Annotated in this window: 12 protein-coding genes; 3 read left to right on the top strand and 9 right to left on the bottom strand. The window is 66.4% G+C overall.

Annotated elements, in window-relative coordinates; translation table 11 throughout:
- Window positions 1–15: 15 nt before the first annotated feature.
- The 6 genes from BMW90_RS11700 to BMW90_RS11725 are packed head-to-tail and all read right to left on the bottom strand — an operon-like array spanning window position 16 to window position 4,710.
- The gene (locus BMW90_RS11700) at window positions 16–1,194 is read right to left on the bottom strand and encodes a molybdopterin molybdotransferase MoeA (protein ID WP_074836690.1); all 1,179 of its coding nucleotides are present in this window, start codon (window positions 1,192–1,194) and stop codon (window positions 16–18) included.
- Window positions 1,191–1,667 (bottom strand): cyclic pyranopterin monophosphate synthase MoaC, encoded by a 477-nt coding sequence (moaC, locus tag BMW90_RS11705; protein WP_074836691.1) that lies wholly within the window; start codon window positions 1,665–1,667, stop codon window positions 1,191–1,193. The genes BMW90_RS11700 and moaC overlap by 4 nt, the downstream gene beginning before the upstream one ends.
- Window positions 1,660–2,469: an indole-3-glycerol phosphate synthase TrpC gene (trpC, locus tag BMW90_RS11710; protein ID WP_074836692.1), complete on the bottom strand. Its 810-nt coding sequence runs from the start codon at window positions 2,467–2,469 to the stop codon at window positions 1,660–1,662. Before trpC ends, moaC begins: the two co-directional genes overlap by 8 nt.
- The gene (locus tag BMW90_RS11715) at window positions 2,466–3,119 is read right to left on the bottom strand and encodes a uracil-DNA glycosylase (RefSeq protein WP_074836693.1); all 654 of its coding nucleotides are present in this window, start codon (window positions 3,117–3,119) and stop codon (window positions 2,466–2,468) included. Before BMW90_RS11715 ends, trpC begins: the two co-directional genes overlap by 4 nt.
- Window positions 3,116–4,132: an anthranilate phosphoribosyltransferase gene (trpD, locus tag BMW90_RS11720; protein ID WP_074836695.1), complete on the bottom strand. Its 1,017-nt coding sequence runs from the start codon at window positions 4,130–4,132 to the stop codon at window positions 3,116–3,118. Before trpD ends, BMW90_RS11715 begins: the two co-directional genes overlap by 4 nt.
- A complete protein-coding gene (locus tag BMW90_RS11725; RefSeq protein WP_048532025.1) occupies window positions 4,129–4,710 on the bottom strand; it encodes an anthranilate synthase component II in 582 nt (193 codons plus the stop codon). Before BMW90_RS11725 ends, trpD begins: the two co-directional genes overlap by 4 nt.
- Before the next feature lie 167 nt (window positions 4,711–4,877).
- Here BMW90_RS11725 and BMW90_RS11730 point away from each other — a divergent pair, with 167 nt between their 5' ends.
- Window positions 4,878–6,614, top strand: coding sequence for a divergent polysaccharide deacteylase family protein (locus BMW90_RS11730; RefSeq protein ID WP_139211343.1), 1,737 nt, complete (start codon window positions 4,878–4,880; stop codon window positions 6,612–6,614).
- Between the two features lie 3 nt (window positions 6,615–6,617).
- Here BMW90_RS11730 and BMW90_RS11735 read toward each other — a convergent pair whose 3' ends face one another.
- Complete coding sequence (locus BMW90_RS11735) at window positions 6,618–7,379, bottom strand: helix-turn-helix domain-containing protein (RefSeq protein ID WP_048532024.1); 762 nt, start codon at window positions 7,377–7,379, stop codon at window positions 6,618–6,620.
- 297 nt (window positions 7,380–7,676) lie between these two features.
- Between BMW90_RS11735 and BMW90_RS11740 the strand changes: the two genes are divergently transcribed.
- Window positions 7,677–8,009: a hypothetical protein gene (locus BMW90_RS11740; protein WP_139211345.1), complete on the top strand. Its 333-nt coding sequence runs from the start codon at window positions 7,677–7,679 to the stop codon at window positions 8,007–8,009.
- Between the two features lie 154 nt (window positions 8,010–8,163).
- Here BMW90_RS11740 and ilvN read toward each other — a convergent pair whose 3' ends face one another.
- Window positions 8,164–8,727, bottom strand: coding sequence for an acetolactate synthase small subunit (ilvN, locus tag BMW90_RS11745; protein ID WP_048532023.1), 564 nt, complete (start codon window positions 8,725–8,727; stop codon window positions 8,164–8,166).
- A gap of 100 nt (window positions 8,728–8,827) precedes the next feature.
- Window positions 8,828–10,582 carry an acetolactate synthase 3 large subunit gene (locus tag BMW90_RS11750; RefSeq protein WP_048532022.1) on the bottom strand — a complete coding sequence of 585 codons (1,755 nt, stop codon included), beginning with the start codon at window positions 10,580–10,582 and terminating at the stop codon, window positions 8,828–8,830.
- A 614-nt stretch (window positions 10,583–11,196) separates the two neighbouring features.
- On the opposite strand from BMW90_RS11750, the gene BMW90_RS11755 reads away from it, so the two are divergent.
- Window positions 11,197–12,276, top strand: coding sequence for a TRAP transporter substrate-binding protein (locus tag BMW90_RS11755; RefSeq protein ID WP_048532021.1), 1,080 nt, complete (start codon window positions 11,197–11,199; stop codon window positions 12,274–12,276).
- The last annotated feature ends 47 nt before the right edge of the window (window positions 12,277–12,323 follow it).

The following is a 12,323-nucleotide window of genomic DNA, read 5'->3' on the forward strand; positions in this document are numbered from 1 at the left end:
GCGATTAAGAATTCTTTAACTTTGCAGTGAAATATACTCGGCCATCTCGCCGGCCTTGCGAGCGCCGTCGCGGGGCGGGCGGACAAGCAGGGCATCGGCCCGCGACAGCACGTGCAGCAGGGCGGAATCCTGTGCGGCGAAGGGCAGAATGCCCTGCGGGGTCAGGGTTGCGCGCATGTAATGCTCGCGGGGGCCGTTGGTGGCGATACCGGCGGCCAGCGGCGCCGTGATGCGCGGTGCGGGCGCCGCCGCGAGGCCGATCATTGCGCGGATGACCGGCGCCAGAAAGACATGGCCACAGACCATGGCAGACACCGGATTTCCGGGCAGGCCCAGCATCATGGCGTCGCCCAGGCGACCGGCCATCAGCGGCTTGCCCGGGCGCATGGCGACCTTGTAGAACGCGCGCTCCATGCCGCGTTCGGAGGTGACATCCGCGACCAGATCATGATCGCCGACGCTGGCGCCGCCGATGGTGACGACAAGATCGGCCCCGGCCGCCAGATCGAAGGCGGTGGCCAGAGAGGCTCTGGTGTCGCGGGCGATTGGCAACAGGCGCGGCGCGGCACCGAGATTGCGCAGCAGCGCATGCAGACCGAAGGTGTTCGAGGCGATTATCTGGTCCGGGCCGGGGTTTTCGCCCGGCATGACAAGCTCGTCGCCGGTCGAGATGAGGGCGACGGACGGCCGTCGGGCCACAGTGACGCTTGCGACGTTCATCGACGCCAGGAGCGCGATGTCTTCCGGGCTCAGGCGCCGGGGCGCCGAGAGCCGGTTACCGGCACGAAAATCTCCGGCGGCGGGGCGGATGTTGGTTGCCTCGCCGAGCCCTTGCCCGAGCGTGATGACATCGCCGTCGCGGTGCACATCCTCCTGGATCACCACGCGATCGGCCCCGGATGGCACCGGAGCGCCGGTGAAGATGCGCACGGCCTGACCGGCGCGGACCTCACCGTCGTAGCGGTGGCCCGCGGCGGCTTCGCCGACCACCTCGAACCGGGCCCCGGGCGTCGCTTCGGCTCCGATCACCGCGTAGCCGTCCATGGCAGACGCCGCGAAAGGCGGCTGATCTCGGGTCGAGATGGCATCGCGGGCAAGTACCCGGCCGGCGGCCTCGCGCAGCGGCACCTCTTCGCCGGGCAGGCGCCGGGTCAGCGCGAAGAGGTGATCAAGCGCCTGCGAAACCGATATCATGTCGCCTCGTAACGCCCTGATTTACCGCCGTCTTTCAATTTCACGCGAATGCCGCCGATCTCCATGGCCCGGTCCACGGCCTTGGCCATGTCATACACCGTCAGCGCGGTGACCGAGACGGCGGTCAGCGCCTCCATCTCGACGCCGGTCTGCCCGGTTGTCTTGACCGTGGCGCTGAGCCGCAATCCGGGCAAATCGGGATCGGGCGTCAGATCGACAGAGACTTTGGTAATCGGCAGCGGGTGGCACAGCGGAACGAGGCTCGATGTCTGCTTGGCCCCCATGATCCCCGCGAGCCGCGCGACGGAGATGACATCCCCCTTCTTGGCACGACCTTCCGTAATGATATCAAAAGTTTCCCGCGTCATCTTGATGTAGCCCTCGGCGGTGGCAATGCGCGCGGTCACCGCCTTGTCCGAGACATCCACCATATGGGCGTCGCCCTTGGCATCGAAATGCGTGAGATCAGCCATTGGCGGGCACCGGGTCGGCCAGAAGGCTGCGGGTGGCGGCGGCGACATCGGCCTGACGCATCAGGCTCTCGCCGATGAGGAAAGTGCGCGCGCCGTGGCGGGCCATGTCGGCCAGATCGGCGGGGCCGGTCAATCCGCTTTCCGAAATCAGCAGCTTGCCCTCGGGCACTCGTCTGGAAAGTTCACGCGTCGTCTCAAGAGTGGTTTCGAAGGTCTTGAGATTGCGATTGTTTACGCCCAGAAGGGGCGACTTCAAGGCCAGCGCGCGGTCAAGTTCTTCGCCATCATGCACCTCGACCAGAACATCCATGTGCCAGGAAAAGGCCGCGTCCTCGAGCTCTTGCGCCTGGGCGTCGGAGACGCTGGCCATGATGATCAGGATGCAATCGGCCCCCAGCGCGCGCGCCTCCGCAACCTGATAGGTGTCGTACATGAAATCTTTACGAAGTGCCGGCAGGCTGGTGGCATTGCGGGCTTCGGTGAGGAAGCTTTTGGCGCCTTGAAAGGAGGGAGTATCAGTCAACACGGAAAGACAGGTAGCACCGCCGGTCTCATAGGCCCGGGCCAGTTGGGCCGGATCGAAATCGGCGCGGATCAACCCTTTGGAGGGCGAGGCCTTCTTGACCTCGGCGATCAGCCCATAGGCCTCGCGCGAGGCACGGCGCAGGGCCTCGGCAAAGCCGCGGGTGGGGCCCGCGGCGCGGGCGGCCTCTTCGACGGCAGAGCGCGGGGTCGCGGCCTTGTCGGCGGCAATCTCTTCGAGCTTGTAGGCCTTGATCTTGTCGAGAACGGTCTGGGTCATCTGCCTGTCCAGTCTATCGCGGGGTCACCTTGCTTCTTAAGCCAGTCGTTGACGCGACTAAAGGGTCGCGAACCGAAAAATCCGCGCCGTGCCGAAAGCGGTGAAGGATGGGCGGTTTCGATCCGCAGGTGATCGGGATGGGTGAGCCGCGTCCCCAGCTTCTGCGCCGGTTTGCCCCAGAGCAGCAGCGCGCGGGGCGCGAGGTCGAGCTCGGCGAGGATCTCGGCGGTCAGACCGGACCAGCCGAGCTTGAGATGGCCGCCGGCCTCGCCGGAGGGCACGGTGAGCGCGGTGTTGAGCAGCAGGACACCCTGGTCGGCCCAGAACCGCAGGTCGCCGGTGGCGGGGCTTTGGCCGAGGTCTTCGGTCATCTCGGCGTAGATGTTGCGCAGCGAGCGGGGCAGCGGCGCCACCTCGGGCGCGACCGAAAAGGCGAGGCCATGGGCGTGGCCGGGGGTCGGATAGGGATCCTGCCCGAGGATCAGCACGCGGACATCCGCGGGCGCGCAGGCCTCGAGCGCGGCAAAGGTCTGCGGTGCCGGCGGCAGGATCTCGCGCGTTTCGGCCGTCAGGGCGGCGTCGAGCGCCGGCCAGGTCTCGGCAAAGAACGGCAGATGCGCCCAGGCGGCCGGGACGGTGCGGGCGCTCATGCGGCGCGGGTGGCCTGGGCCAGGGCGATGATGCGCGCCTTGGCCGCGCCGCTGTCGATCGATTGTGCCGCCAGTTCGACGCCGGCCTTCAGATCGGCGGCCTTGTCGGCCACCACAAGCGCTGCGGCGGCATTGAGCAGAACCGCGTCGCGATAGGCCGAGGTCTCGCCGTCGAGCAGGGCGGCGAAGGCGCGGCCGTTCTCCGCCGGCGTGCCGCCGAGGATCGCCTCGAAGGGATGTTCCGGCAGGCCGGCCTCCTCGGGGTGGATTTCGCGGTCGGTCACGCGGCCGTTCTCCAGCGCGGCAACCCAGCTGACGCCGGCGATCGACAGCTCGTCAGTGCCGTCGGAGCCATGCACCAGCCAGGCGCGCTCGGACCCCAGTGTCAGCAGGGTTTCCGCCATCGGCCGGATCAGATCGCGGGAAAAGGCGCCGGTGAGCTGGCGTTTGACGCCGGCCGGGTTGGTCAGCGGGCCGAGGATGTTGAAGATCGTGCGGGTGCCCAGCTCTTGCCGCGTCGGCATGACATGGGCGATCGCCGGGTGGTGCAGCGGCGCCATCATGAAGCAGATGCCGGTTTCGGCCAGCGCCCGTTCGGCCACCTCGGGCCCGACCATGACGTTCACGCCCATCTGGGTCAGCGCATCGGCGGCGCCGGATTTGGACGAGAGGTTGCGGTTGCCATGCTTGGCCACCGGCACCCCGGCGCCGGCCACCACAAAGGCGGTGGCGGTGGAGATATTGAGCGTGCCCTTGCCATCGCCGCCGGTTCCGACGATGTCCATCGCGCCCTCGGGCGCCTTCACCGGGTTGCATTTGCCGCGCATCACCGCCGCGGCGGCGGCATATTCCTCGACCGTTTCGCCGCGCGTGCGCAGCGCCATCAGCAGCCCGCCGATCTGGCTCGGCGTGGCCTCGCCTTCGAACAGGATGTCAAAGGCGGTTTCGGCCTCCTGGCGGCTCAGCGGCCGGTCGGCGGCGGCACCGATCAGCGGCTTCAGTTTCTCGCTCATGCCGGCACCTTCAGCAGATCGGTGAAATTCCTGAGCAGCGCGTGGCCATGCTCCGAGCGGATCGATTCCGGGTGGAACTGGACGCCGTGGATCGGCAGATCGCGGTGTTGCAGCCCCATGATGGTGCCATCCTCGAGCTCGGCGGTGATCTCGAGACAGTCGGGCAGGCTTTCGCGCGCGACCACCAGAGAATGATAGCGGGTGGCGTCGAACGGCGAAGGCAGGCCGGCAAAGACCCCCTTGGCGGTGTGATGCATCCGCCCCATCTTGCCATGCACGATCTCGTGGCAGCGCACCACCTTGCCGCCAAAGGCCTGGCCGATCGCCTGGTGGCCGAGGCAGACGCCCATCAGCGGAATGCCGGTCTCGGCCGCGGCCTCGACCAGCGCCAGGCAGATGCCGGCCTGATCGGGATCGCAGGGCCCCGGCGACAGCAGGATGCCGGCGGGGTTGAGCGCCATCGCCTCCTGCACATCGAGCGCGTCGTTGCGATGCACCTGAACGTCGGTGCCCAGCTCGCCGAGGTAATGGACCAGGTTATAGGTGAAACTGTCGTAGTTATCGATGAGCAGCAGCATGGGATGAACTTTGCCGTTAGGGGCTGGGAAGGGGGGCCTTCACCGCAGTATAAGGATCGGGGTATACATGTTCAGGCTTGGCCGCCAGCGTCAAGGGCGGTCGGGGCTTGCAGAGGGCGGCACCCGGTGAAAAAGAGGCGCGGTCCGGGATCGAGGAGTAGGCAGTCATGGCACAGAATTTCGTGGCAGGGGCGCTCGCGGGCCTTGTGGTGGCGGGCATCGGCGCGGGGACCGTTTCGGTCCTGATGGGGCCGGTGCTGTCGCCAAGTCCGGATGTGGCCGTGGTGCCCGCCGCCGGCACGCCGCCGCCCGCCGCCGCGCCAGATGCCCTGCCGCGGGCGGGCACCGGCGATGGCAGCTCGCCGCAGGCCGCCTCGCCGGGCATTCCAGAGCCCGACTCCGGAGCCGAAGAGGCGCGCGGGCTGGCCGACACCGCCTCGACCGGCCGGCCGGAAACCGGCGATGTGGCCGATCTCGGCCCCGGACCCGACGGCGAGGGCGCCGGCGAGGTGGTCGCCCGCGGCGTCTCGCCGGTGCAGCCCGGCACGCCGGGCACCCCGCCGGCGCGCCCCGAGGCGGATGAGCTGTCGATTTCCAACAACCCGGCACAGCCGGCGGCGCCGGCGGTGACCGAAGCCGCGCCCCGGCTGGGCTCGGCCGAGCCCGAGGCAGGGGCGGGGCCGGTGGCCCCCGAGGCCGAAGCGCCGGTCGGCGCCAGCGAGGCCGATCCGGCCCGCGCCCGGGCCGAGGCCGAGGCCGACGGCAGCATCGCCCCCGGTGCCCCGGCCGCCGCGCCCGAGGCCGCCGATGACACGCCGATGACCGCCGCCGCCCCGGACAGCACCGATCTGCCAGCGCCACCGGCAGCCGAACCGGAGGCGCCGCAGACCGCCGCCGCGCCGCAGGCGCCCGGCGGCGAACAGGCGCGGCCCAGCCCCGTGGTGGTGCCCGAAGAGCCGCCGGCGGTCATCGCCCTGGCGCCCGAACCCGCGGTGACCGAGGATTTGGCCCCCGTAGCGCCAGCCGCCGAAGAGGCGGTGCGAGACAGCCGGCCGGCCCGGCCGCAGGTCTCGTCGCTGATCGAGCGCGACGCGGGCGAGGATGGCCGCCCCGACATCGGCACCCCGGCCACCACGCTGACCGACCGCGCGACCGGGGTGATCGTCGGCCGCCTGCCGACACTCGACACTCCGCCCGAGACCGGGGCAGCGGCCGCGCCGCGCCGCCCGGTCGAGGCCTTCGCGGTGCCGGCGGAGGTCGACAGCGACAAGCCGCTGATGTCGATCGTGCTGATCGACGACGGCAGCACGCCGATGGGTCTCGAGGCGCTCGAGGCCTTTCCCTATCCGATCACTTTTGCCGTCGACACCGCGTGGCAGGGCGCGGCCGAGGCGATGCGCCGCTATCGCGATGCCGGGTTCGAGGTGATGGCGCTGGCCAATCTGCCCGCCGGAGCGCGGCCGCAGGATGCCGAGATCTCGCTCGGATCGGCGCTGTCGGCCGTGCCCGAGGCGGTGGCGGTGCTCGAAGGTGATGCCGGCGGATTGCAGGAAAGTCGCGAGGTCTCGGATCAGGTGGCGCGCATCCTGGCCGACAGCGGCCATGGTCTGGTGCTCTATCCGCAGGGGCTCAACACCGGCCAGGCGATCGCGGCGCGCGCCGGGGTGCCGGCGGCGACGCTGTTCCGCGACTTCGACAGCAAGGGTCAGACCGCCACGGTGATCCGCCGCTTTCTCGATCAGGCCGCCTTCAAGGCGGGGCAGGAGGGGTCGGTGATCATGCTGGGCCGGCTGCGCCCCGAGACGATCTCGGCATTGCTGATCTGGGGCTTGCAGGACCGGGCCAGCCGCGTCGCCTTTGTGCCGGTGACGCGGGTGCTGCTGCCCGAGGGGGCCGACAGCTAGGTCTCAGGCAAAGGGCTTGTCGGGGCGCAGCAGCGCCTGATCGCTTTCGCTGAGCTGGCTGAAGGTGCGGAAACCGGCGCTGCGCCCGACCTTGAGCGCCCCCGACATGCCGCGCCCGAGATGTTCCCAGACGATGCGCGCCATGCGGTGGCTGTTCTCGCTCTCATGGGTGATGCGCGCGGTAAAGCCGGTCCAAGTCCGGTTCTCGAGCGAGGGCACCCGGTGCAGGAAGGTGAAGGAGCCGCTGGTCGCCCCGCGCCGCGCCACGATCGCCGCCACACCGCGATCCTGGCGAAAGAAGAAGCCGCCGAATTCGCGCCCTCGCGGGCTTTCCGGCAGGCCGACACGCGACATCGCCTCGCGGGCCTCATGGCCGCGCACGAAACAGAAATCGCCCAGCCGATAGACATAGACCAGCGCCTCGACGAATTTCTGCTGATCCATGAAGGACCGGCGGATGAACCGATAGAAGCCGTCCGGCAGAAGTTCCTGGCCGATCTGGGTGACTTCCGGCCCGAGAAACCCGGCCAGTTCCGGGTGCTGCATCACAAAGCCCGAAGTTGTCGCTATTTGTTCCACCGGCTCGAGCAGTATGCGCGCATCAACGTCAAAGAAGGTGCAGATACGATGCAACACGTCGGGGCGAGGGAAACTCTCGCCGCTCAGGTAACGGTTGAACTGCGTGCGATTGATGCCAAGATCGCGGCACAGGGCTGAAATCGAAGGCGCGTCGCGGCAGAGATGTTTGAGATTTGCGCCGAACATGGCGCGCAATTCGGCCGGGGAGGCAGAAGATCGGGACAGGGTTGTAGCAGTATTCGACAAGTTTTGCGTCTCGCAGCGTATGGTCAGGTCTATTCAGTTACAAATCGCCGGGACAACTCACGAAACCGGACGATCTGAACTCCAAATGATGCTATGCCGCGTCAGCCGACGCGAATTAGCTTCAAACCTGTACCAAGCTGGCACAAATTACAAGAGCAGGTGACCCTCTACGTACCTTCGCAAGAACGAAAATTGTGCCACATTTGTCCCCAACGAGACGCAATAAAGGTGAAGGCAATGTCACTTGGACGCATGTGCGGATTGGTGCTCTGGGCCAACTCAGACGACCAGAAAGCGGTAGTCTGGTGTGAAGATCAGGGCGATCTGGCCTTTTACGTCGAGCCGAAAGACACGGCGATGTCGGGCGTGGCGCTGGATGCCGGCGATCTGATCGAATTCGAACTGAGAGAAGACCGCCAGTTCCGCCGGGTGACCAACCCGACGCTTCTGGTGCAGGACCCACGCGCCGGAGCTGGTGGCCAAGCTGGGCCGCTGCGCCAATTCCGGCGGTGTCGCGCCCTCCGGGGCGGATACAAACAGCAATGTCGTGCCCTTCCGCCGGGCGCGTGACTGGGCCAATTCGATAGCTACCACTCACGTCACGGCCTGAGAGAGGTCTCGCCGCTCTGTGGGGGCGCGGCAGACCTGAAAACGCCGCCGACGGCTCTGGGCCGCGGCGGCGTTTTTTATTGCGAGCGGCGCAACGCCAGGCGCCGGGCGGGGATCAGTGCGATCCCCGGCTGATCGCCGCGACGCCGGTGCGCGCCACTTCGACAAGGCCCAGCGGCCGCATCAGATCGGCAAACGCGTCGATCTTGTCGGGCGCGCCGGTGATCTGAAAGACAAAGCTTTCCAGCGTCGAATCAACCACATGCGCGCGGAACACATCCGCCAGCCGCAGCGCCTCGACCCGGTCGTCGCCCTTGCCGGCGACCTTGATCAACGCCAGCTCGCGTTCGACGGAGGGGCCTTCGACGGTCAGGTCATGCACTTCGTGCACCGGCACGATGCGGCCGAGCTGCGCCTTGATCTGTTCGATCACCTGCGGTGTACCGGTGGTGACCACGGTGATGCGGCTGAGGTGGCCGGTATGGTCGACCTCGGCCACGGTGAGGCTCTCGATATTGTAGCCCCGGCCCGAGAACAGCCCGATCACCCGCGCCAGAACCCCGGGTTCGTTGTCGACGATGACCGCCAGGGTATGGCTTTCCTGCACGTCCGAGAAATTCGGCCGCAGGTTATAAGCGGAGTGTTTGGACGAGCCTTTTTTGATCTTTAGCGCAGACATGATCTCTTCTTCTGTTTGAAAATACCGCGAGGGGTCGACTTTGACCCGCCATTGGTCCGAGGGCCAATGTCGACAGACAGAGCCCCCAGACAGCGCATCGTCACACCATCACCGCGCCCTTGGCGCCGATGGCATCCTTGGTCGAGGCCGCGCCCAGCAGCATCTTGTTGTGCGGCTCGCCCGACGGGATCATCGGGAAGCAGTTCTCGTGCTTCTCGACCAGACAGTCGAAGATCACCGGCCCGTCATATTCGATCATTTCCATGATCGCATCGTCGAGTTCGCCGGGGTCCTTGGCCAGGATGCCCTTGGCGCCGAAGGCTTCGGCCAGCTTGACGAAATCGGGCAGCGCCTCGCTCCAGGAATGCGAATAGCGTTCGCCGTGCAGCAGCTCCTGCCACTGGCGGACCATGCCGAGACGCTCGTTGTTGAGGATGAACTGCTTGACCGGCAGGTTGAACTGCACCGCGGTGCCCATCTCCTGCATGTTCATCAGCCACGAGGCCTCGCCGGCGACATTGATCACCAGCGATTTCGGATGCGCCACCTGCACCCCGACCGAGGCCGGGAAGCCATAGCCCATGGTGCCGAGCCCGCCGGAGGTCATCCAGCGGTTGGGATCCTCGAAGCCCAGGTATTGTGCCGCCCACATCTGGTGCTGGCCGACCTCGGTACAGATATAGCGGTCGTGCCCCTTGGTCAGCGCCTCGAGCCGTTCGAGCGCGTATTGCGGTTTGATGCCGGGGCCGTCGTTCTTGTAGCTCAGGCAGTTGACGCGCTTCCAGTCGTCGATCTGAGCCCACCACTTTTGCAGCCCCTCGCGGTTGACCTTGCGGCCGCGCGCCTTCCAGACCTTGAGCACATCCTCGAGCACATGGCCGACATCGCCGATGATCGGCATGTCGACGCGGATCACCTTGTTGATCGAGCTGGGATCGATGTCGATATGCGCCTTGCGGCTGTGCGGGCTGAAGGCATCGAGCCGGCCGGTGATCCGGTCGTCGAAGCGGGCGCCGATGTTGATCATCAGGTCGCAGCCGTGCATCGCCAGGTTGGCCTCGTAAAGCCCGTGCATCCCCAGCATGCCCAGCCAGTGCTTGCCCGAGGCGGGATAGGCGCCAAGACCCATCAGCGTCGAGGTGATCGGAATGCCGGTGGCCTCGACCAGCTCGCGCAGAAGCTGGCTGGCCGCCGCGCCCGAGTTGATCACGCCGCCGCCGGTGTAGAACACCGGGCGTTCGGCGTTCTCGATCGCCTCGACCAGCTCGGTGATCGTCTCCATGTCGCCCTTCACCCGCGGCTGGTAATGGCCAAGATCGGCCTTGGCCGGCGGGGTGTACTGGGCCGAGGCAAACTGCACGTCCTTGGGAATGTCGATCAGCACCGGGCCGGGGCGGCCCTGGCAGGCGACGTGGAACCCTTCGTGGATCAGCGACGCGAGGTCCTTGGTGTCCTTCACCAGCCAGTTCATCTTGGTGCAGGGCCGGGTGATGCCGACGGTATCGGCCTCCTGAAAGGCGTCCGAGCCGATCATGAATGTCGGCACCTGGCCCGACAGCACGACGATCGGGATCGAATCCATCAGCGCATCGGTCAGCCCGGTCACCGCGTTGGTGGCGCCGGGGCCGGAGGTCACCAGCGCCACGCCCGGCTTGCCGGTCGAGCGGGCATAGCCCTCGGCGGCATGCACCGCCGCCTGTTCGTGGCGCACCAGGATGTGGCGGATCTCGTTCTGCTGGAACAGCTCGTCATAGATCGGTAGCACAGCACCGCCGGGATAGCCGAATACCGTGTCCACACCCTGATCCTTCAGGGCCTGAACCACCATCTTTGCTCCGGTCATCTGACGTGTCATCTTGTTGCTCCGTTCATGACGTCATCATTTTTTCTTCTGCGCACAAAAAAGCCCCCGAAATTTCGGGGGCGCATGGGGTACCGTTCAGGGTGTCCGTTACCGGCCCATGCGCCACTTGCCTACTACGACGACTAGACGTGTCATTGAATGCGTCCTTCCTTGTGCGTGGGCGCGACACTAGGTGAGGGCGGCAGGAGGGTCAACCGCTGTTTGACGGGTTTTCTTTCCAAATATTGCCCCGCGAGCCGATCTGGCGACAGGAATGCAAAGTTTCCCGGAGTGGCGGCCCGGTCTGGAAAACGGTGCGCCGGTCGCGCCGCCGCTAGGGAATTTCCGCCGGCCGAACCTGTGAGCGTTACCGGTCATTTAACAAGATAAATATGTCTGAAATACAGGCACTTGCCTGCCGCAACGGCAGCTTTCCGGGGGTGGGGCGCGCTGCCTTCAAACCCCTTCGGATGCAAGTCGAAAAAATGTCCAATCCGGAAATTGTGGGTATTTCCACATGGCGACACAGCCGCTAACCTCCGCCTCGTTACCAACGATCCGCCATGCTGCGACCGGCGCAGGCCGCTGGCAGGAGCGTGGCAATCAAAAAACCATGGGAGGTATGAATGGATCGTCGTTCATTTCTGAAGAATTCCGCACTTGGCGGCACCGCGGCCGCGGCCACCACGCTGGCCGCCCCGGCTTATGCCCAAGGCAAGCGCACCCTGCGTCTGGTCACCTCGGTGCCCGAGGGCTTTGCCGTGTTTGACGACGCCGCGCAGTATTTCACCGACGCGGTCAACGCGATGTCGGAAAACATCACCATCCAGAAGAACCCGGCCGGCACCCTCGTGGGCGCCTTCGAGGTGTTCGACGCGGTGACCGCTGGTCAGGCCGATCTGTATCACTCGGCCGACTACTACTTCGGCGGCCAGCACCCGGGCTACTACTTCTTCACCGCCGTGCCCTTCGGCGGCACCGGCCAGGAACTGATGAACTGGTATCTGCACGACGGCGGCGCCGAGCTGCATGACGAGCTGGGCGAGATCTTCGGCCTGAAGTCCTTCCTCGCGGGCAACACCGGGCTTCAGCCGGGCGGTTGGTTCAACAAGGAAATCAACTCGGCCGAAGACCTTCAGGGCCTCAAGTTCCGCATGCCGGGCCTCGGCGGCCGCGCGCTGGGCCTCACCGGCGCCTCGGTACAGAACGTGCCGGGCGGCGAGATCTATCAGGCCCTGTCCTCGGGCTCGATCGACGGTGCCGAGTGGATCGGTCCCTTCGCCGACGAACGCCTCGGCCTGCAAGAGGTCTGCGAATTCTACTACACCGCCGGTTTCCACGAGCCGGGCTCGGCGCTGTCCTGTGCCTTCAACCGCGACGTCTTCAACGAGCTGGACGCTGCCGATCAGAAGATCGTCGAGATCGCGGCGCAGGCCACCCACCACTGGTCGCTCGCCCAGAGCTATGCCAACAACGCGGCGGCGCTCGAGCGTCTGCAATCGGGCGGCACCAAGCTGATGACCTTCCCCGACGACGTCTGGGAAGCCTTCGGCAAGGGTTCGCAAGAGGCGCTCGACGAGCATATGGGCGACGAGCTCTATGCCCGCATCCGCGAAAGCTTCAACGCCTCGCTGAAGAAATCGTCGAAATGGACCTCGGTTTCCGACGACGCCTATCGCCAGCAGCGCGACCGCGTCCTGGGCTGATCGCTCCGACACTTCACTGAAAAAGGTCCCCGGCATCCGTGCCGGGG

It is taken from the genome of Marinovum algicola, from assembly GCF_900109145.1.
Taxonomy (GTDB): Bacteria; Pseudomonadota; Alphaproteobacteria; order Rhodobacterales; family Rhodobacteraceae; genus Marinovum; species Marinovum algicola.